This window comes from Muricauda sp. SCSIO 65647, from assembly GCF_021534965.1.
GTDB lineage: Bacteria > Bacteroidota > Bacteroidia > Flavobacteriales > Flavobacteriaceae > Flagellimonas_A.
Genome location: NZ_CP091037.1, coordinates 2,390,199 through 2,411,652, shown reverse-complemented (window position 1 = coordinate 2,411,652; position 21,454 = coordinate 2,390,199). Strand labels below are relative to the sequence as shown.

The 21,454-nt window shown below is 40.5% G+C and carries 19 protein-coding genes and 1 tRNA gene; 5 read left to right on the top strand and 15 right to left on the bottom strand.

What is annotated here, in order from left to right; genetic code table 11:
- Position 1: 1 nt before the first annotated feature.
- The 3 genes from L0P89_RS10600 to der form a co-directional block, all read right to left on the bottom strand.
- Positions 2-1,129 (bottom strand): FIST signal transduction protein, encoded by a 1,128-nt coding sequence (locus L0P89_RS10600; RefSeq protein WP_235265076.1) that lies wholly within the window; start codon positions 1,127-1,129, stop codon positions 2-4.
- 230 nt (positions 1,130-1,359) lie between these two features.
- Complete coding sequence (locus tag L0P89_RS10595) at positions 1,360-1,770, bottom strand: nuclear transport factor 2 family protein (RefSeq protein WP_235265075.1); 411 nt, start codon at positions 1,768-1,770, stop codon at positions 1,360-1,362.
- Positions 1,771-1,844: 74 nt separating this feature from the next.
- Positions 1,845-3,146 (bottom strand): ribosome biogenesis GTPase Der, encoded by a 1,302-nt coding sequence (der, locus tag L0P89_RS10590; RefSeq protein ID WP_235265074.1) that lies wholly within the window; start codon positions 3,144-3,146, stop codon positions 1,845-1,847.
- A gap of 75 nt (positions 3,147-3,221) precedes the next feature.
- On the opposite strand from der, the gene L0P89_RS10585 reads away from it, so the two are divergent.
- The gene (locus L0P89_RS10585) at positions 3,222-3,734 is read left to right on the top strand and encodes a GTP-binding protein (protein ID WP_235265073.1); all 513 of its coding nucleotides are present in this window, start codon (positions 3,222-3,224) and stop codon (positions 3,732-3,734) included.
- Between the two features lie 48 nt (positions 3,735-3,782).
- On the opposite strand, the gene L0P89_RS10580 is transcribed toward L0P89_RS10585, so the two are convergent.
- The 3 genes from L0P89_RS10580 to L0P89_RS10570 all read right to left on the bottom strand — a co-directional run bounded on the left by L0P89_RS10580 (position 3,783) and on the right by L0P89_RS10570 (position 7,644).
- Positions 3,783-5,330 carry a choice-of-anchor I family protein gene (locus tag L0P89_RS10580; RefSeq protein WP_235265072.1) on the bottom strand — a complete coding sequence of 516 codons (1,548 nt, stop codon included), beginning with the start codon at positions 5,328-5,330 and terminating at the stop codon, positions 3,783-3,785.
- Between the two features lie 75 nt (positions 5,331-5,405).
- Positions 5,406-6,290, bottom strand: a complete 885-nt coding sequence (era, locus tag L0P89_RS10575) for a GTPase Era (protein ID WP_235265071.1) — start codon at positions 6,288-6,290, stop codon at positions 5,406-5,408.
- Positions 6,277-7,644: an alanine/glycine:cation symporter family protein gene (locus L0P89_RS10570; RefSeq protein WP_235265070.1), complete on the bottom strand. Its 1,368-nt coding sequence runs from the start codon at positions 7,642-7,644 to the stop codon at positions 6,277-6,279. Before L0P89_RS10570 ends, era begins: the two co-directional genes overlap by 14 nt.
- Positions 7,645-7,974: 330 nt before the next feature.
- Between L0P89_RS10570 and L0P89_RS10565 the strand changes: the two genes are divergently transcribed.
- Both L0P89_RS10565 and L0P89_RS10560 read left to right on the top strand, forming a co-directional pair.
- A tRNA-Met gene (locus tag L0P89_RS10565) sits at positions 7,975-8,047 on the top strand.
- Positions 8,048-8,114: 67 nt separating this feature from the next.
- Complete coding sequence (locus L0P89_RS10560) at positions 8,115-8,291, top strand: hypothetical protein (protein WP_235265069.1); 177 nt, start codon at positions 8,115-8,117, stop codon at positions 8,289-8,291.
- Positions 8,292-8,450: 159 nt separating this feature from the next.
- On the opposite strand, the gene L0P89_RS10555 is transcribed toward L0P89_RS10560, so the two are convergent.
- Positions 8,451-9,362 (bottom strand): DUF5996 family protein, encoded by a 912-nt coding sequence (locus L0P89_RS10555; protein ID WP_235265068.1) that lies wholly within the window; start codon positions 9,360-9,362, stop codon positions 8,451-8,453.
- A gap of 643 nt (positions 9,363-10,005) precedes the next feature.
- On the opposite strand from L0P89_RS10555, the gene L0P89_RS10550 reads away from it, so the two are divergent.
- Entirely contained in the window at positions 10,006-10,479 is a 474-nt protein-coding gene (locus tag L0P89_RS10550) for a hypothetical protein (RefSeq protein WP_235265067.1), read from the top strand.
- Positions 10,480-11,532: 1,053 nt separating this feature from the next.
- Positions 11,533-11,826, top strand: coding sequence for a hypothetical protein (locus L0P89_RS10545; RefSeq protein ID WP_235265066.1), 294 nt, complete (start codon positions 11,533-11,535; stop codon positions 11,824-11,826).
- Between the two features lie 205 nt (positions 11,827-12,031).
- Here the strand turns inward: L0P89_RS10545 and L0P89_RS10540 are convergent, their stop codons facing one another.
- The 8 genes from L0P89_RS10540 to L0P89_RS10505 form a co-directional block, all read right to left on the bottom strand.
- On the bottom strand, positions 12,032-12,580 hold the full coding sequence (locus tag L0P89_RS10540) for a YSC84-related protein (RefSeq protein ID WP_235265065.1): 549 nt from the start codon (positions 12,578-12,580) through the stop codon (positions 12,032-12,034).
- Between the two features lie 171 nt (positions 12,581-12,751).
- Positions 12,752-15,094: a TonB-dependent receptor gene (locus tag L0P89_RS10535; protein WP_235265064.1), complete on the bottom strand. Its 2,343-nt coding sequence runs from the start codon at positions 15,092-15,094 to the stop codon at positions 12,752-12,754.
- Between the two features lie 189 nt (positions 15,095-15,283).
- Entirely contained in the window at positions 15,284-15,841 is a 558-nt protein-coding gene (locus L0P89_RS10530) for a hypothetical protein (protein ID WP_235265063.1), read from the bottom strand.
- Between the two features lie 20 nt (positions 15,842-15,861).
- On the bottom strand, positions 15,862-16,668 hold the full coding sequence (locus L0P89_RS10525) for a head GIN domain-containing protein (protein ID WP_235265062.1): 807 nt from the start codon (positions 16,666-16,668) through the stop codon (positions 15,862-15,864).
- Positions 16,669-16,679: 11 nt separating this feature from the next.
- On the bottom strand, positions 16,680-17,537 hold the full coding sequence (locus L0P89_RS10520) for a CPBP family intramembrane glutamic endopeptidase (RefSeq protein ID WP_235265061.1): 858 nt from the start codon (positions 17,535-17,537) through the stop codon (positions 16,680-16,682).
- Between the two features lie 153 nt (positions 17,538-17,690).
- Positions 17,691-18,815, bottom strand: coding sequence for a helix-turn-helix domain-containing protein (locus L0P89_RS10515; protein WP_235265060.1), 1,125 nt, complete (start codon positions 18,813-18,815; stop codon positions 17,691-17,693).
- Between the two features lie 604 nt (positions 18,816-19,419).
- Complete coding sequence (locus L0P89_RS10510; protein WP_235265059.1) at positions 19,420-20,166, bottom strand: CPBP family intramembrane glutamic endopeptidase; 747 nt, start codon at positions 20,164-20,166, stop codon at positions 19,420-19,422.
- Between the two features lie 116 nt (positions 20,167-20,282).
- Positions 20,283-21,422, bottom strand: coding sequence for a helix-turn-helix domain-containing protein (locus L0P89_RS10505; protein WP_235265058.1), 1,140 nt, complete (start codon positions 21,420-21,422; stop codon positions 20,283-20,285).
- Positions 21,423-21,454: the final 32 nt, after the last annotated feature.

The following is a 21,454-nucleotide window of genomic DNA, read 5'->3' as shown; positions in this document are numbered from 1 at the left end:
ACTACTCAGAAAAAGTTGTAATCGTCATTGTTTGATTGTGCAAGGTGCAAGGCGAAAAGCTGTTGAACGGGGCTATTTCACCATACGAGTAAAAGCCTGTATAGAGCACATCTTCACCCAGTATTTCCGAAACTGCCTCAAGTTCTTCTTCTACAAATTGTTTAAGTACCAACCTTCTTCCAATGCAACTGATCAAAAAAGCTATTTGTGTATCTTCATTGTGGTTTTCACCGATCAATGAAGCCGATTGACCAGCGCCATTGATCAAACGGTCAATATTTGCTTTCATCAGACGCACATACGACCCTTCGGGAATATTGCCGGCAAACGTCAAACTTTTTGCCTCTTCATCAATACCCAAAATAGTGCGCACAACGGGCTCTTGATTATTTTTGTCACGAAGGCTCAAGGGAAACAAAAGTCCTGAACTTGGCAATTCTGAGGCCTTGTCGCCCAAAAACGATTTATATAGATCAAGGGCGGGTTCACCGTCCAATTCGTAAAGAACATTTTTATCTGATTTTGTCACCACTCGCTCAAGGCCAAAACTGTCCCAACCCCCTTTCGAGCCAAAACCGACCTTCAGGGCATCACCATATATGCCCAAGGCCACCACCTTTTTGCTATGAACCCCACTATTGCTTATCACAAAGGTGTTTTCAAAATCTTGGCCATCTGCCGCCAAACCTCCCGTAATACCAATTGAAGAATCCATCTCGCTGGTAAGGCCTGCAACAAGCTCGGCACCATTTATGAAAAGCCCATCGCTCAAAACGAACATATGCTTTAAATCAGGGGCATTCAGTTGGTCGCTTAAATATTTCCCCACTCTAAAGCTGTCCATCTCATGGTCATCCAAAACAGTACAGGTCTGTGCCAATCTGCTTTTCTCAAATTGAACCGCGGTAAGTACCATTGATTCGTCAACCAGACGATTGCCCACAATTTCGCCGGCCGTGGAACAGCCAATGAAGTATGCCTTGGGGTACGCCTTTTTTAGTTGTTCAACTACAGATTCCGGTTTTGGAAAATTCGGAGAAACGAACATAAAAAAGACATTCGGTGTAAAGGAAATCTCTAATTGACCTGCTTCTTCAGCACTAAAAAGTACTTTTTGATAAGATTTCATAAAAGTAAGATTAGTATTACATTTTTATGTAAACGTAAGATTTTTCTTTCAATGTATGCGATTGGCTGTTTTTTCGACAAAATACACCCCGGTTGTTGGGAAAATTGGGTGTAGTGTTGCCAATTGAAGAATAAGAATGGTCTCTTACTTACTGACCGCTAAGGAGAAACCTGAGAATATAGTAGTAAAGTATTGGCCTAAAAATGATAGCACCTCTATCTGTATAAGTATCAATCAGTTTTTCGATAAAAAATCTTGTTGACGATCTTCCACTCACCATCAACCTTGAGCAGGTTCATGAAATCGATAAAAGTGAAGGTAGGATATTTAATTTCCAAACGTGCATTTGCGGCATGGCCCGCAATGGTGATATTGGCAATTCGTGTCTTTCGGTCTTGTTTTGGCTTTGAGGCATCCATGCGTGAGAAAAACTCGAGGGCATTGACTTCTTTGTAACCCTCGTCTGTAATATACTTCATGGTCGCATTTTCATGAAAAGCCTTCTTCAATGTTTCGAAGTCGTTGTTGGTACCACCATCCAAATAGTAACCAACCGTTTCGGCAATCATTTCATAATCTGATTTTTGGGCATTGACAATGAGGGAAGCAAGAAAAAACAAGAGAAAGACAGTTCGTTTCATAACCGATCACGTTTTGATTGGTTTTAAAGATATCGAAGTCTTTCGGACCAGATTATTAAAGAAATAATAAAGTTCTACTTCTTACGCATAAAAATGGTGATGGGCACACCGGTAAAATCAAAATGTTCACGGAGCTTGTTTTCCAAAAACCGTTTATAGGGATCCCGAACATATTGTGGCAAATTGCAGAAGAACGCAAATTGCGGGTATGGGGTCGGTAATTGCGTGCAGAACTTGATCTTTACATATTTGCCCTTATATGCTGGCGGTGGTTTCTTTTCGATAATGGGCAGCATGACATCATTGAGTGCTCTTGTCTTTATTTTTTTGCTTCTATTCTTATAGACCTCCACCGCCGTTTCAATGGCCTTGAAGATGCGTTGCTTGTTCAACACCGAAATAAAGACAATGGGCACATCGACAAAGGGTTCTAATTGCTTCTTGATTTTCTGGGAATACAGTTTGACCGAATTGGTCTCTTTTTCCACCAGGTCCCACTTGTTGACCAAAATGACAACGCCCTTGTTGTTTCGCTGTGCCAACCAAAAAATGTTCTGCACTTGACCGTCAAAGCCACGAGTGGCATCGAAGAGCAATAGACAGACATCACAATGTTCTATGGAACGTATAGAACGCATCACAGAATAAAACTCCAGATCTTCCTTGACCTTTGCCTTTTTACGGATGCCCGCCGTATCGACCAAATTGAACTCGAAGCCGAAACGATTGTATTTTGTGTCAATACTATCGCGGGTAGTGCCCGCAATATCGGTAACGATATAGCGTTCTTCACCGATCAGGGCATTGATAAATGAGGATTTTCCTGCATTTGGCCGACCAACAACCGCAAATCTTGGCAATTCGTCTTCTTCTTCATCTTTCTCGGGAAGCACTTTTACAAGGGCATCCAACAGCTCGCCAGTGCCACTGCCATTGATACTTGAAACGGTAAAATACTCCCCAAGCCCCAACGCATAAAATTCAACGGCATCGGCCACACGTTTCGTATTATCGACTTTGTTCACCACCAAAAAGACAGGTTTATCGACCTTTCGAAGAAGTTTGGCCACATCTTCATCCATGCCCGTAACACCCGATTCCACATCGACCATGAAAATGATGGCATCGGCCTCATCAATCGCCAATTCGACCTGCTTGTCGATTTCTTGTTCAAAAATATCGTCGCTGCCGACCACATATCCACCGGTATCGATGACCGAGAATTCCTTTCCGTTCCAATCACTTTTTCCATAATGACGGTCGCGGGTCACGCCACTGACCTCATCGACAATGGCATCGCGACGTTTTATAAGTCGGTTGAAAAAAGTCGACTTACCCACATTGGGCCTTCCTACAATGGCGACAATCCCTCCCATGCACTAAAATTTTGGCAAAAGTAGTACTATTTATAAAGAAAAATGGATACCTTTTCTTCGCTTAACCAATGAATAATGAGCGACCTAGTCAATGAGATTGTTCTAAGACCCCGGTTTGATATTCGACTGTATACCGATCCCGAGGTTTTAAAGGCTGCTTTTGACATCAAGGCCAAAGACCCTTTTTTGCTCAAACGCATCGATGAACATATCTACATTCGGTTCAAAAGGGAGGAAACCAATTTTTGGACACCTCAACTTCACTTGGAAATAAGTTCGTTCAGTCCGGGCAAAAGCACCATTCATGGGGTGTTCGGACCCAACCCGACCTTATGGACCTTCTTTATGTTCTTGCATTTTGGGGTGGCAACGCTGTTCATAATCTTGGGAATTTTTGCATATTCAAAGCATTCGCTGGGCCACGATATCACCATATGGTTGGCTGGCATGGGGTTTTTGATCCTTATTTGGTTTATTCTTTATGCCTTCGGTAGATTGGGAAAGGCAAAGGGCAAACCCCAAATGCAACAATTGCGACGATATGCCGATGAGCTTTTTGTAACCATTCAAAAAAAACACGGCCAATAAACTGACCGTGCCCAACATACTCAATTCAATTATGAAACAAAAACCATCTTACTTGTTCTCATAAATGGTAACGGTACCACTTACCTCATTGCTCACTATCAACAGTTCTTTGCCCGTGGGACTATCTTCTGCACTTACGGCCAAAACACCTTCTGGACCTATATCGCCATTGGTAGATAAGATTTGTATGAATTCTGGAAAGCTTGGATTGGATATGTCATAAACCATTATCTGGTTGTTACGTTCCAGGCCAAGGAATAATATTTGCTTGCCCCCAATTTCTTGTATGGTGACAGCTTCAGGTTCGGCCCCCTTGTCATCGCTTCGTCCATCGTCACCATTGAATGCATCTGGGGTCAATGCTAAAGTCTTGGCCGCAATATCGTTGCCACTGTCATAAACCAACTGGCCCATACCCGACCAGATCGAAAAAGAACGGGCGCCAAAACTGTACAGCTCATCGTAGTCACCATCTCCGTCGGTGTCGCCTTGAACAAGGGTCAATTTCAATCTACCAAGATTTTCTTCTTTTTGAAGTTCTTCAAAATCTGGAAATACCTCAGGGTCAAGTACCACATCCTTGATTCTGTCTTCTTCTACAAAACCGGGCTCACCTTCATACTCTCGCGCATCCCCTTCATTTGCCGTGACCACATAATCCATTCCGTTCACGCTATAGTACGCAATGGCATCAGGATGGTAGGTTCCGAAAACGGGAACGCTTCTCAATTCTTTTTTTCCATCCTCATCGCTTGGGTCTATTTCGTTTCCCGGATTGGCATAGCTTTTATACCCCAAAGGCAAGATATCGGTAATCTGCTTACTCTCTAGATTGACCACGGCCACACCGTTATTTTCCTGTAGGGTTACCCAAGCAGTTTTAGAATCATTTGATACCGCCACATATTCAGGTTCTACGTCCATGGCTAAGGTAGCGCCTGGACCAAAAACCCGAAAACCGTCGGCTTCCAAACTTTCTTCCATTCCATTAAAGGCAACAAAATCTAAATTATAGGTTTCGCCCGTCGCCACTTTGATGATGCTCACCATGCCCATGGGATCTACGGTGTAATCATCGTTGGGCTCTCCCTCATTGGCCACGACCAAATAGTCGCCATTGGGCGTAAAGGTCACCATGTCAGGAAGTGCGCCCACTTCGATACTATTCACCTCATTTTGTGTATCACTGGTCTCAAACAGCTCTATGAAACCATTTTCTTGTTTATTGGGAGATTCGATGGCCACGGCCAACATGCCATCTTTTACCGAAACACTGTTGGGTGATCCAGGATTAACGCAGACCACCGGATCTAAACGCATGGGGTTATTGACATTGGTAAGGTCAAAAACAGAAATCTCGGGCACTTCAACATTCACTACAAAGAGCCTATTGGTGATGGGATCAAAAGCAGCAATTTCTGCAGCTCCCTCACCCCCTACTTGAAACGAGTTCTTAAACTTAAAATCTACCATGGTTTCTGTGGTTGGCCCATCATCGTCTTCACCACCCGGATTACCGATAAAGTCATCTATTTTTTCACAAGAAAACACAGAGATCACCAAAAGGGACAAGAGAAATTTGTTGAAGTTTTTCATTTCGGTCAGTTTAAAATTTCTACCAATGTCTGACTCCAAAATGAACTAGCCGTTAGGCAAAGAACAAATTAACCTTTATTTTTCGTAACCAAAACGTTTAAGCTGGTTTGGATTTGACCGCCAGTTTTTGTTTACCTTGACATAGAGTTCGATATGTACCTGCTTACCAAAGAACTTTTCCAGGTCTTTACGTGCTTCTATCCCCACTTTTTTTAAAGCGCTGCCCTTGTGGCCTATGATGATACCTTTTTGGGTATTGCGTTCGACCATGATTACAGAACGGATTCTGATGATATCCTTATCCTCTAAAAACTCTTCCGTCTCGACTTCAACGGCATATGGGATCTCTTTTTTATAGTTCAGAAGAATTTTCTCGCGTATGGTCTCATTGACAAAAAAACGTTCAGGTTTATCGGTCAACTGGTCTTTCGGATAATATGCAGGTCCTTCAGGTAGCAGTTCCAAAATACGGTCGAAGACTTCTTTCACGTTGAAGTTCTCCAATGCTGAGATAGGGTGTATCTCTGCCCTCGGAAGCAGTTCTTGCCAATATGGCACTTGTTCCTCCAAAAGTTCTTGGTCTGCAGTATCGATTTTGTTCAACAATAGCAGCACAGGAATTTTACTTTGCTGGATTTTTTTGAAAAAGTTTTCATCCTTCAAACCCTTTTCCCCAATTTCGACCATATAGAGCAGTACATCGGCATCTTCAAAGGCAGACTTCACAAAATCCATCATCGAGGTCTGAAGTTCATATGCAGGCTTGATGATACCCGGGGTATCTGAAAAGACCACCTGAAAATCATCTCCGTTCACAATGCCAAAAATGCGGTGCCTGGTCGTTTGTGCCTTAGAGGTGATAATGGACAGCTTTTCTCCGACAAAGGCATTCATCAAGGTCGATTTGCCCACGTTTGGGTTGCCAATGATGTTTACAAAGCCTGATTTATGCACGCCCATCCCGAAGTTTTGAAAAGTAGGTTCTCGCCGATTGGTTCACTTTCGGTGCCAACCACAGTACTGCGATCATGTTCGGTATGACCATCAGGGCATAGGCCAGATCGATGAGGTTAATGACCAAATCGACAGAAGCGACCGCCGCAAAGACAATGGTAGCGACAAAATACCAATTGAAAAACCTACCGATCTTGGCATTGGTCAAAAAAGAAAGGCATTTTACGCCATAATATGAATACGTGAACAGGGTCGAAAGGGCAAAGGCGGCCACAATGACCATCAATAGCACATCGCCTACCCCAAAAAGTGATTTTTTAAAGGCTATCAAAGTCATGATGATGCCGTTGCTCTCGGCCTCTAGATAAGCCCCGCTCAGAATGATGACCACGGCGGTCAACGTGCAGACCACAATGGTATCGATAAACGGCCCCAGCATGGCCACCAAGCCCTCTCTTGTAGGCTCTTCGGTCTTTGATTGGCCATGGTACATGGGTGCACTGCCCAGACCTGCCTCATTTGAGAACATGGCCCGACGTACCCCAAGTATCACCAAGCCCCAAAAACCTCCGGTCACGGCTGTTTTCAAATTGAAAGCCTCTACAAAAATGAGTTTCAATGATGGCAATATCTCCGAAGTGTTCATGAACATCACCACGACCACTGCCAAGAAATAGAGCAATACCATGAACGGTACAATGGCGGTGGCCACTTTGGCTATTTTTTTGAGTCCCCCGAAAATGACAAAAGATGTGATCAAGGCGAGTATGACCCCAATGGTCAATTTCCAGTTGAACTCACCCAACACCATAAGGTTTTCGTCAGGTTTGACCACGTTCATAAAAGTTTGGGTGAACTGGTTGGCCGTGAAGACTCCCAAGAAGCCAAACAGACCGGCTATACAAAAGAAAACGGCCAGTGGCCTTGCTTTTTTGCCCATGCCCTTGGTAATATAGAACATGGGTCCCCCCTGAAGTTTTCCTTCCGAATCCTCTCCTCTGTACATGATGGCCAGACTACAGGAATAAAATTTGATGGCCATGCCCAAAAGGGCCGTCATCCAAATCCAGAAAATAACCCCGGGGCCACCCATATATATGGCTATTGCCACTCCAGAGATATTCCCTAGGCCCACTGTGGCCGCAACTGCCGACGATAGTGCCTGTAACGAGCTCACATCGCCTTTTGCGTCTTTGTCGTCATATTTGCCCGAGGTGATGGCAATGGCATGGCCAAAATATCGGTAGGGCAATAATTTTGAATAAAAAGCAAGAAAAAGCCCTCCACCGATCAACAGAATGAGCATGGCCCATTCGGTGTAGGGCAACATGGCGGAAAGAAAATCATTGAGTGCGTCCATGCGGTCGAAGTTAAGCAATTCTCATCTTGCATCGATTAGACCCTATGAAAGTATGTGCCATTTTGTGAATCGAAGAAACCGTCGTATATTTGCCGTCCACATCGCGGGGTAGAGCGGTATGCTTCGGCTACGCTCAGCACAGGGTCCGCTCGTCGGGCTCCTCGCTTTGAAAACATGATGATAAGTTGTTACCGCAGGGCAACGTTAAAATATATCGCGGGGTAGAGCGGTATGCTTCGGCTACGCTCAGCACAGGGTCCGCTCGTCGGGCTCCTCGCTTTGAAAGCATGATAATAAGTTGTTACCGCAGGGCAACGTTAAAATATATATCGCGGGGTAGAGCAGTAGGTAGCTCGTCGGGCTCATAACCCGAAGGTCGCTGGTTCGAGTCCAGTCCCCGCTACTAAGAAAGCCATCAACAGACGTTGGTGGCTTTTTCTTTTTGAAGAAGCAAAAGGCCACTTTGGCCTGTGAGAAAAGAAAAAGACGGCACCTTGCCAAGGCAAGGTGATGGATTTCTTGGTAAAGCCACCCCCAAGGCCGCTTCCGAGCAAGGCGAGGAAGCAATCCAGTCCCCGCTACTAAGAAAGCCATCAACAGACGTTGGTGGCTTTTTCTTTTTGAAGAAGCAAAGACCACTTTTGTAACGGTCTTGGCCATGATTCCTGCCTGCCGGCAGGCAGGTCGGCATGGCAAATCTGTCAGTGTTTTCCAAGTTCGGAATCGAGCTATTTTGTATAGTTAGAAGCTTTCAATTTTGTCAAAAGGCAAAGCTGAATTATAGCCGTTGTTGGCGTGTCGTACTATTATTTTCTTTCAAGTTTGGCACGATCCCATTGGGCAGTCTTGGCAGATGCCTCATAGGTGCTCCGTAAAAAAGACAATAAAACTTCATCAGGGTTGGAAGATTTCTGCACGTCTTCATATTTCAAGAAAAATTCTCCCATTTCATCACTCCAAAAAGCCTGCTCGGGCTGTACTTTTTGTTTTCCAAACGCTGTAGGACTCGGATAGGCATAAGCGTAAAAAGCAGGAAAAGGAAAATCTTTGGAGCCCAGCCAGAAACCAGCACTGCTCACTTCTTTGGAATACGCTTCCTGCATGACATCTAAAGGCATATTGGGCATTCCCCCTTGGTGCAAAGGCGCATCATTTCCTGAAAACCGTGTAACGGCCAAGTCAAATGCCCCCCAGAATAGATGAACCGGACTTACTTTACCAACGAAGTCACTTCTGAATTTGGTGAACACCTCATTTGCCTTGAGCATAGATTTCCAAATAGCTTGTACGGCATCCTTATCGTATGATTTGTTAATGGTGTTTTCATGGAAAGGAATGGCAGGTTCCATTTCATTGGGACTACCATGGATCTTTACATCGATACCCAAAACATCCAACTTCTCAAAAAGCTCTCGATAGAAGTCGGCCACCGTTCTTGGATATAAGTCCATTTCTGCCTTTCCGGCATTCGAACACTCCACATATAGTTTATGAAGTTTAAAGTCAAAATCTATTTGAAAAACCCTACCCTTATAAGGAATAGGATTAGTGGTGAATCCTTTCGAGCTTAAATACAATGAAACATGCCACGAATGGTTTTGCCAAGGCATTGTCCTTAATCTGATTTTTCCCACGATTTGAATCCACTGATGAAGGGTTTCCAGTGTTTCCTGAATATCTGAAAAGGTCAAATTCGGCCAACTGTGTTTATCTCTCATTTTTTATCGTTTTATTGAACTTTTACCATATCAATATATTAAGTTTTTATTGATGTTATCATGAGAGGAAACCCTAGACCAATAATAATCAACAACGTTGAATAGAAGTCAAATGGTTCAACCAGTAAATATTTTGGGATAAGTGGATTTGAACTTTTACCCAGGTAAACCATCAAAAAAAGCCCAATTATAATCATACCAATAACGCTAACGAGTACCATAAGAATATCTCGAAGTAATACAGAAACCCTAAACTTCAGGCGAGTTGTGGTACATAGCATTCCAAAAACTGGAATTAAAGCAAAAAGGAGGTAGTCTAAAGAATTGGTGGAAACGCCAAAATGGTAACCGGTAATCCCTGACAAAAAATTTATTGTTCGAACAATCAATCTTATACCTAGAGAAGAGCTAAGAACCAAAAAGAGTGAAATTGAAATACCAAAGATTAAGTATTTAATTTTCGCAGGTATCTTATTCATCTAATGGAGAAAAAGAAATCTAATATAAAGTGCAAAAAACAAAAAACACTTTTTTATTAAATTATATTAATGTAAAACATAAAATATATAAATAAAAATTAATGATATAGATGATGTATATTTAAAGGAATAGAAAGGAAATATTCACTTATAAAACAAGAGCTATGAAAACCTTACTGTCATTTATATTATTTCCGATATTGATGCTTTCACAACCTTATGACAATCCCCACAATGAATACATTGAGATCGATTTTTCAATGGAATCTATTATTAATGAGGGCCTTGCTTCTACAGAACTTGCAAATGGCCATATTGAAGTTTTTGTGACGGTGGAAGTATATGTTCGGGAAATGGAAATAGATCATGTTTTACCTGAGTTTGCCTATGATGGGGCAATGGCCTACTCCCTGCCGAAATATCTGAATATCTTTTCTTTAGCAGGGTGGTCTCCATTCGAAAAGGAAGACCAAAGACCAGAAGAAAGATTAAACGGTCTGCTCGCACTAAACGACCCCATGTTCTCGAAAGAAGATACCTTGTTGAATTGGTTGCATCCGGTCAGGTACCAACAGAACAAATTGTGGGGAGGTGCAGAAAATATGCCTGAAGGCTTTGGGCCGCGAATCAGACTTTAATCATTAAACCGGTCCATTATAATGAAAATCCCTTTTTAAGATATGGTCGAGTACAAAACATGTAGTAACATAAAATGAAAACGTTTTTGATACTTCTATCTTGTTGAATGGTTAACGGACAAGCACCTTAAATCAGACTTTTTGGTTAACAGAAAAAAGAGCCCTTTTTGTCGTTACCATTGAAATAACCCAGATTTTAGGTACATGATGGAATAAAAAAAGGGACGGATATTGATTGCTATCCATCCCAAAAAGTTCCTGTGAAGCAGGATTGATTCTAAAGGTACTGTACCGATTCGGTCCAGCGAATACGCTTGCTGTTCTTTAGGTTTGAAAGCAAAGCGTACCTTTTCGATTCCATTGTTGATTGATTGATGATGATTGGTGTCATTTTTTGATTGATTATTCTATTGTCTAGCGATTAAAATTTCTTTTCTGCGCCCAAAGTGATCTTTTGCTACCACTTAGCGCTGAGAAATACTGTCCTGATCTTGATTCGGTCACTGTTCTGTTAATTGATGCTTTCATTGTTCTATTTTTTTACTTTTTGATTGATTACTGTGCAAATATGCGTTGCTTGTGTTTTCTCTGGGAATAACTCTTACCGAGTTGTCATAAATCTCTTCCCAACTGTTTTTCCTTACTTACCGATCTAAATTTTAGCGGTTAAAATTTCTGTACTGTGCCCAGAGTGATCTTTTGCTACCACTTAGGGTTGAGAAATACTGTCCGGCTTTTGATTCAGTCGCTGTTCTGTTAATTGATGCTTTCATTATGTTACTTTTTAAAGGTTGATTTAACTTGTCTACAATGGATAGACGCCACAAGATTAATTTTGTTACAGTACTATGTATAAAAAGGTACTATTTTATGGAAATTTTAAGAACTTGAAACATCCAAAAATTGGCATTTTATTTTCAATTAACTGTATATCAATAAGTTATAACTATACAGCTTTAACAGGCAGAAAGACAGAAATTTTTATTGAGGGGTATCAGAATTGAATTCTGGTAAAAATTTAATGTTTCTGGTTGTATTCTTAAGGGTATTTATTTGGCCAAGAAAAAGTACTGGTCGATAAAGTCGGTATCTTCATGTTTACAAAAAATCGACGTCGAAATAAATAATAACAAAGAAGAATATGTCAAAAAATTTGGTCTGGTTCCAGAGTTCAAGACCTGTTTTCATGTAGAAGAAGTAACCGTTAGTGAAATGGATATTATCAAAAAAGATATCGGCTATACCGGAGATGTTTTGAACACGACCGCAAGAATTCAAGCACAATGCAATGACCATCAATCCCAAAATCTTGATTTCCGGGAAGTTGGCAAAAAGGTTAGCTCCTAACATTCAACATATGACGAAGAAAATCGATGCTCTAAATCTCAGAGGAAAATCAAAATCAATCAATCTTTTCAGTCTTAAATTAAAATAAAATATGGGGTGAAGGTTCTTTACTGGTCCTACAGGCTGAATAGTCAGATTCTTCCTTTAAAACCAAAAATACAGACCACCCCTTCGCACGTTGTAAAGGGGTGGCAATATATTTGCTTCATTTTGCTCTGTATTTAAACCGTTGCCCACCTATGGAAGCTTCATACATTAAACCTCCCTTGGTAGCGGTAAAAACAGCAACGCCATCTTGATAAGCGACATCGAAAGAAGCCCCTTTTTTGAATGCGACAACCGAGGCTTGGGCATCAAGTTTCAATTTCCCGTTTTTAAATTTTTCAAAAATCTCTTCATCTTCGAAAAAGATGACTTCCATATATTGTTGCCCTCCTAATTGATACCCTATATTGGCCTGTTTGAGTCGGGCGGTTCCCAAAATCTCGCTGTCCTTATAGACAACACCGTTCCCCAAGGCAATACCGACTGTCGCTGCAGCCTTTGTAATACGGGGAAACACTACATAGGCATGGGCTTCATCTTTATAAGATTCCAGCTTGGGCATTTTTTTGACCAAGGTATCCATCGCTTTTAATGCATTGCTTTCCAATTCAGGATTCCAACCCTTGACCTGGGCGTTAATGGAAATGGATAACAATAAGAATAATGCTTGTGCTACTAGTTTTGACCTTTTATATAGACTTGTTTTCATGACGTTTACTTTTTTTTGTTCTTGATTGTATTCTTTGTTTAAAATCTGTGGGTATGCTCTTAAGTTTCCTACCCTGCAATACTTTGTTTCCATGATTCTATGTTTTTGATTAATGGATAAACTCTTATTTCTTTTGGTTGAGGAACCTCTTATGGCCCTCTACTAATCGATTTAGAATTCGATTTTGTAACTAATGTTCGGGATAACTATTCCTGAAAACTTCCTTTCAATATTCTGTGTGTTGGTATTGAAAACGTCGGTTTGAAATTCTTCGGTCGCTCCCGCATTCAATACCTGTAAGCTCCAAACTGAAGAATGGCTTGGTCTGTTCTTTCGGTAGGTCAGGGTGAAAGAACCAATCGGCAGGTCTTTATGCTTTTCTGAGAAGGAAATTTGGTTTCCTGTTTCACCGTAGACCACATCTTGGCTCATGATTGAAGCCTCAGAATCAATGGCCTCTATTCGATTTCCACCTAAGTAATTGAGCCGAAAGTTGGCTCCGAAGGTGTTGTTCCTATTTTTCCCAACTTGCCACTCTTTGCCAAACACGGCATTGAGAACATAGTTTTTGTTGTATCTGGTATTTCGTTCGATTCCATCATTGGCAGTGTACTTTGAATCAAAAATTGAAGTGGTGAACAAGTAGTAGAATCCATTATTGAGATATCTTTCAAGTGTTAAGTCAACACCAATGTTCCTTCCTGTTCCTTCACTGACCAGAGCACTATCAAAAAATAGGTTGTCTTCAACATTCAAGGTAGAAATGTATCCGTTTGGTTCTACCGGAACATCATATAAAGACTGATAGTACGGTTCTATGCTCAATCTTACCTTATCGCTGATCTTCGTGTTGAAAGACAGTACAAAATGGTTAGATTTCATAAGGTCTAAATCCTTATTTGGTTGAAACCCATCTTCGTCCCTTACAAAATAAATTGACAATGGTTCAATGCTACTGTGCAAACCATAACCTAAGGCCAAATTGCTCTTATCTCCCAATTTATAGTCTAAAGAAACCCGAGGTTCCAAAGTAAATTCCTTGTTCAGACCGAAGTACTGGGAATGAAATCCAGCAGTCAAAGTCCATCTTGTCGATAAATCAAATTTTGATTGGCTATAAAATTGAAGTAGATAAGATTGTCCATCCTCATCAACGATTGTTCTAGGCAAAGATTGAACGGTTTCAGCATCATCTACTTGCAAATCGTAGGCAAGCCAATTAAGATAGAAACCGGATCTATTCGTATGCCTTTCATTGAAAAAAGAAGTGAGATTCGACTGCAAGGTGAGCTTGTAATTATTCTTGCGCGCATCAGATTGTGGGATAGTGCTCAAGTTATCAGCAACGTACTGTTCTTTGAATGAAGTACCATTGCCTGCTATGGACAAGGTTGAATTTATGACAGACCTGGGTCTGAGCACATGTTTGTGGTTCAACCCTGATGCGAACATGTATAGTGAGGTCTGAGAGTTCTCACGGTCTGACCTTGACTCCCACTCTTCCATATCTTCAGCTTCGGTATCCACACCATCATAAGCCCCAACACCCCAAAATGAGAACGTGCCAGAATTTTTGGTCGGCATGTTAAGCTTGAACGATAGGTCTTGATATTTTAACACCCCTGCATCACTAGGCAAAAAAGCGCCTATAAGACCAAGTGTTGAATATCGGTAATTGAATAGGTAGGTAGCATCTCCATCTTCTGTGAACGGCCCTTCAGTAGCAAAATCCAGGCCGAGCAGACTGGCTTGAAAGGTATACTCCCTATTTGTGGAATTGCCCTTTCTTAAATTGATATCAAAAACTCCCGAAGTGGCGTTACCATATTCAGATGGAAATGCACCAGTGTAAAAATCACTGTTTCCCATCACTTGACTGCTCAATACCGTCAACGCCCCCGCACCAGCGATGGTCAAATCAGCGAAGTGATTCGGACTGGGCACTTCAACTCCTTCAATCCTCCATAACAATCCTGACGGACTATTGCCACGAATAGAGATTCCGTTGCTGCTCACCGAAGGTGCCGCAACACCGGCAAAAGAGGATACCAATCGTCCCGGATCATTAAGACCTCCTGCGTAGCGTTGGGTCTCTTCAACGGTAAACTGACGTGTACTTAGTGCGGCCATTGTGTTTATGGGCTTCTCTTTATTTCTGCGATAGGCCACAACAACCTCATCAAGATTTGTGGTCAGTGGCGTTAGCGTTATGTCAAGAACCACTTCTTTTCCTGAACCGACCAAAATTTCAGAAACGAGATAACTTTCATAGCCAATCATGCGCACCTCAAAATCTTGTCTTCCAACAGGCACTTCAGCTAGTGCAAAGGCACCCTCAAAATCGGTTATGGTACCCAGTATTGGGTCAGAACCCACTAATGTTATCGTCGCCCCGATTAAAGCTTCGGATGTGTTCTCATCTGTAACGGAACCCTTTACGGTCTGTGTTATTGTTTGCGCACCGCACCAATTTAATATGCCAATGGAGAACAGTGCTATTGCTAGATTTTTCATTTTTTTGTTTTTAGAATTCAATGAAAATTGAATGATTAATGGTTTTAGCAAGACACGGGACGGTTATCAAAGGGTTAAAACGGATTCGTTTTAACCTCATCAAATCACATTGAACAAAACCAGAGGGATAATCGCCCCAGTGCCTTTTAGGTTTGCCCCCTTTTGGAAGCAAACGGTCATCTATCAAAATCAGAACTTCAATCTGTAATTAATGAATGATGTTAAACGGAGTGGATTCGATTTTTCCAACTCTCCTGATTTCTCGTGAAATACAAATCCATCAAGGCTAAAACTGTCAGCGACATTCTGGATATCTATGGAAATTGTATGGCTAACTTTTGAGCCATTCCATTGATAGTAGAAACCCAAGTCAGGTTTGAAATAATCAGTAAGCCAGGAAAACCGATCTTTTTTTCTATTTGTTTGCGAACTAAGACCAAGATTTACATCAAGATCAGTGTGCCTTAACAATTGATGAATACCGTAATTATTAAGATTTGAATCGTGTCTTGACCGATTAAAGTTTTGGCCCAGGGAAACTGCGACCATAGACAAAAACAATCCCGTTATCCATAACTTGGTTTTCAAGCATGAAACCAACACTTCTATACCAAACCCATAGCTATGAACAATTTTTGGGTATTTTACCATCTTACCTCTCTTCTTGCTTAAGTCATAACCATTAAGAGAATTGGTTTCCTCGCCGTGAATCAAGGCTGGTTTGCAATATTTGAACAAGTCGTTCATAACTATGGTCTGGGTTGTTACTAATCCTCTACTTTTATGACTTTGCCGGAACCTTCAATATCAGCATCAACTGAAGGGTTTCCCTTATAGAAAATATCACCGCTTCCAGTAATTTCTACATCCAATGTGCTAGCACAACTTATTTCGATGGATCCAGACCCCCGTATTTCAAGGTCTGCATCATTGACCAAAAAGTTGAAACCCTTAATATCTCCGACTCCTTCATTAAAACAATCAAGGCCATTGGCTACACCGGAAATGACAATCTCAGCATCACCTGAGTTGGAGATAGAAAAGTTATTTGACTCAACATTTTGGGCTACAATATTTCCAGTACCGGAATTCTTTAAACCATTAAGTTGCTCGACCGTAATATTTGCCCTTAGTGTAATGTTTCTATAGGAATCATCAGATAATTCTAGCCTTAGTTCACCATTGACCACTTTAGTTCGTACACGTCCAATAATGTTATCATCGGCGGTTATCTCAACTGATTGTCCGATTCCTTGGGTAATGGTCACATCAAAGACCCCAGTGCTCTTTAACTTCGTAAATTCACCGACCTGTCTCATTTCTGAAATTAGGTTTTGTGACCCCCTAAGAATATCGTCATTGTCCTTTTCACATGATGTGAAAAGGGTAAGACCGAATAAAAGAACCAAAGAGAACCAAATGTTGATTTTGTTATAGTTCTTAAATGGAATCCAAGTAAGGCTTATGGGCTCATGGGTCTTTTTGTCAAGACTTTCGTTGTCCAGTAAAAAAACCTGATTTTCCTTAACGAATACGTAGTTCGTCGTCAATGTTTCTGTTTTTTTAGTTTTCATGATTTCTGTATTTATTGATTATTATCTTTGATGTATTTCCACCTCTTCCCAGTTCTTAGGAAGTATTCTTTGTTGTTCGTTATCAAGAAAATGGAGAATGTGATGAGAAGGCCTGTCTGAATGACCTTGCTCATGGGTTCGGTCGCAAAGATTTCGTTGAAAAATCCTGCCGATATATGAAATATTATGGTAACCGGAATGTTTCTATTGCACTTGTAATAAAGCCAGTTCATGATGAGGACAAAGGGGAACAAGCTCACAAAGAAATTCAGCGAATAGATCAGTCCCGTTTCCACCAAATTGCTGTGATAATAGTCTTTGATGAAGGACAATGGCAAATGCCACAAACCCCAAAACAGTGCAAAAAGCAAGGAAGATTTAAGAAGGCTAAATTTTCTGACCAATGCGTCCGTTCCATAAGAGTGCCACGCCAACTCTTCAATAATTGGAGCAAAAACCAGCATGAACCAAACAGGAAATATTCCGGATGAAAAGGTAAACCCTCCCCTAAATTGAAATTGATCGGCACTATAACCGAAGAAAAGCGAAACCAATTGGGCCATTAAAATGCTAAATGGCATCAAGAGAAATACAACAATCAAGTATCGCTGTTCAATCTTTTGAAAGTTGAAAAATCGACCGATTAAATCATTTCGTAGTGATTTGACAGGTAGTATAAGAGCCAGGGCAATACATAAAGGAGACAACAACCCTATTAAACTACCCAAGCTTGTCCATAAGTCATATTCATTAGGAAAGGCATGACTTACATAAGCAACGGTAAACCATATTATCCATGGAACAAACATGGATAAGAAATAGAATAATTTGGTGTGCCGATATTGCCCGATTTCCAATTTGCTTATCATGATCTTTAGTTTTATGAAGCAAATGGACGGGATTTTTGGTCATCAATCGACCAACATTATGATGTCGTACTATTTATAGGTGCAAGATTATAAGATTGGACGTTTAAACCCTGATTACATGGTTGTTACATCAAATTCTAGATATTATGGGCACTAAGGGTCAGGGGTATAGTTTGCCATAAACTTCGAAGGTGTGACGCCCTTATGTTTTTTGAAGACCGAATTAAAAGTAGATTTTGAATTGAACCCCGAATCGAGCGCCAATGCCAAAAAACTGAATTGCCTGTCTTTGGATGCCCTCTGAATGAACTCTTCGACCCGATATTTGTTTACAAAATCATTAAAGTTCTGTTCCTCGAACTGATTTATGATTTGCGACAGATGATGGAGGGGCAAATCTAGTTTGCCTGCCATGGTATTTAAATTCAGATTTGGTTCCAAATACGGTTTCTGTTCTGCCATTAAGTCGAGAAGTTCTTTGTGCTTAAGAGAGGCAAAGTCTTCTTTTAAGCCAGAATTTCTATACGAGGATTTTTCATCTTCTTCGATTTTAAAAATCTTGTTATCTGTAAAGATATTTTGATGCCGAATTCCAAAATACCCAAGGCATAATACTGAAAACACAATCATTGAATAAAAAATGAACTCAGGGTTGAAAGGGAAGATAACGCCTAAAAGGTCTCTTGAAATTAAAATCAATGCCACGGTCAGAAAAATAATTCCTACTCCCCAAATGAAACTCTTCAGCCAACCAAGGCTAATTCTCTCGTCATTTGAAAAATTATCTTCGATCAATTTACGATGCCTTCTTAGCAGTCTATATGAGATTACCGTATAGGCTATTGCCGATATTATTATTGCTACAACCAAAACATTTCCGAAAGTGCCAAAATCATCAATTTCACCATTGTCGATCATACTTTTTTCTTCAGCGGAATAAAAAAAGTAAAATTTGAACATGTACAAATAGGCAACAATCACTGGTAGGAAATGCCAAAAATCATTATTTCTGATTTTTTTCCCATCCTTAATCGAATGAACAACATACATATATAACATGGGTCCGTACAAAAGCGGCAATGGTGCGGTAATACCAATGAAATGAGGATAAATTTCCCAATATCCCTCGGTATAGATATAAGTGCTTGTTAAATGTATTCCGACCATTAACATCCAAAACGCCAAAACCGTGTCAGGAAGCGATTTGTTCTTCTTGTTGAGCAAAAGGAAAAAGAAAAATAGCGATGTAAATATCCCTATTGTAAAAATCATATCCATTTTTCAATGCTATTGGTCAGGTCTTGTTCATGAAATTATAAAAAATAGTTCTTTATCATTGATTATTTATCATTTAGAAAAAGTATCGAAGGCTGTTGATATGAGGACCTTTTGGAACAATACAGGTAGCTGAAAACATAACCAAGGGAAAGGTTCCTTTTCTTACCGCTAAAAAAAAGTTCATTTCAATTTCTGTTTCATTGAAATCACTCATGATATTTAGGGTTATGTCTTGGTGAACGCCAGAAAAATTCACGAATGCATAGGTTGAGAAAAAGCAGAGATCCCTTTTTCCGATGTTATACAATTTAAGTACAAGAAGCTATTTTTGAAACGCAGTTCAACTTTTTGATTTGGACTGAACCAGTACCACCGATAGATCCCGCATTGCCCATAACTACAGATTGTCTTTTTTCAAGAGACTATATTGACCCGACAAATCTGACCCTCTAAAAATTAAATCATGATTGAACTTATCATTTAGTTCCAAATAGGAAGGCTTAGGGAAAGGCCAATGGATTTTTGACCAGATGTTTTTTGGATCGGTACTATGCTCAACAATACTAGCCAAACCGAGAACTTTATTTCAGTCCATTTTAAATTACTACCCTATGATTCCCATAATGAGCATAACCACAGGTATACCGTTCAATACGGCATGGGCTATGAGGAACACCGTGTTGTTCTGTATTCGCTGTGTGATGAAAGACATAAACAGCGCCCCCGGAAGTACCATGATGGCATTATAGGGTGCAAATAGGTGAAAAGAAGTCCAGAGCAGCCCATGAACAACCCATGTGTACTTACCGTGGGTCTTTTCTTGTTTTGGAAACAGGAAGCCTCTCCATAAAAACTCCTCCCCCACGACATTAAAGAAATACATGATCATAAAAAGCCCGAGTAGCCACCAGTTTCCTTTTAAGGGATGCCCCACAAAAGTTTCACCATCACTCATTATTTCCGTCAAGAGTTCAGTTGTTGGAAGCCATGCATGGATTATCTTGACCAACGGCCACGCCAAGGTGTAAACCAGAAGATAAAGGCCAACAAAGACCAATACGTACAATAGGGTCCAAAACCACTTTTTTCCCTTAATCTTTTTATATCGAAAACGGCTCATCAGAGAATCCCAATTAAAAGGATGTCCTTCAAGTCGAAATCCTATCAGCGCACTGATGAAAAAAATGAAGTGTGGCGATGCCATCACCAAAAACATAAGAGGCTTTGATACTTCATGAGCGTTGAGAAAGGGCAACACCACACGTTCCAAAACCAGAAAAAGCAGTGCTGCCCCAAAAAATATAATCACTGAGGTTCCCAATCGTATCGGCTTAATCTTGCTTGTCTCCATTTGTCTGTTTTTTTGGTTGAGATCTGGAGACAAAATTGATTAATAATAGAACCCAAATCGACCGATTAAAAAAAGTCAAACGCTTTTTTTGAATGGATTGGAGTTCTTTATAGAACCTAAAGTTGGTGTCGAAACTGGGTCGGGGTCAGCCCGGTATACTTCTTAAAGGCAGTATTGAATGAAGATTTTGAGTTGAAGCCAACCTCATAGAGTACTTCCAAAACCGTCAGTTTTTTATCGGTACTACTTTGAAAAATCGATTTTGCCTTTTCAATACGGTATTCATTTACAAAATCAAAAAAGTGTTTATGAATTTTGTGATTGATAAGTATAGAGAGTTCTTTTGAAGGAACTTGCAAATACTCGGCCAAATCAGATATGGATAGCGAAGGATTCATAAATGGTTCGTTTTGTACCATATATTTTTCAAGTCCTTCCAATAGGTTCCGTTCCTTCTCGGTCAACCGATGATTTGCATTATTCTTTTTGACAATTTGTTTAGCCAATTGTAATCTAGAATTTATCCCTTTGAAAAGCTCGGGGTAACGCAGCGCTTTGAAGACAATCCAACAAATCAATCCCAATGCCAATAAATTGGTGGCCACTGCAATGTTCTCATAAAGTATAGGTCTTTTAAGAAACAAAGAGGTGTTCTTCAAAGCAGAAACCAAAAAATCTACACTTAGAAACAACACCAGTTGAAACAACCATCTATGGTTGAACCATCTAGTATCGGAGTGGTTTTCCAAATATAATTTTCGATAGTGCAGCACAAGAACAAAACTGGCCACGAGGTAGAACAAAACTTGTAAATGTAGAATGACATAAACCAATTTAAGTTCTAGCAATACTGGGTCTTCTCCTTTTAGGACAATATGCTTTTCTTCAACACTGACCAAATAGAAATTTGGAAGCAAAACCACAAAAGCCAATAGAAATGGTACCACATGTACTATATGAACGGGCTTCAATCTGAAATCACTATACACGATGGAACGTATATAGAGGTAGAAGAATGGAAGCTCCAGAAAAATCAAGCAGCTTAAAAGCAGACCCAGTCCAGGATGTTCGGGGTATACATAATTATTCAACAGCACATTTCCGCCAGTATCAATGGCAAAAACAATTAGAAACATGGCAATCAAAATGTTGCTGGTTTGTTTCTTTGTTTTTAAAGTCAGAAGAAAAAAAGCAAAGAAAAAGCTCAAAAAACCTGTCAACACGCCCAGAAGTTCAGGGAAGGTTTTTATGTTCATTGCCCAAATATTTTTTCAGAAGGTAAGTTCCG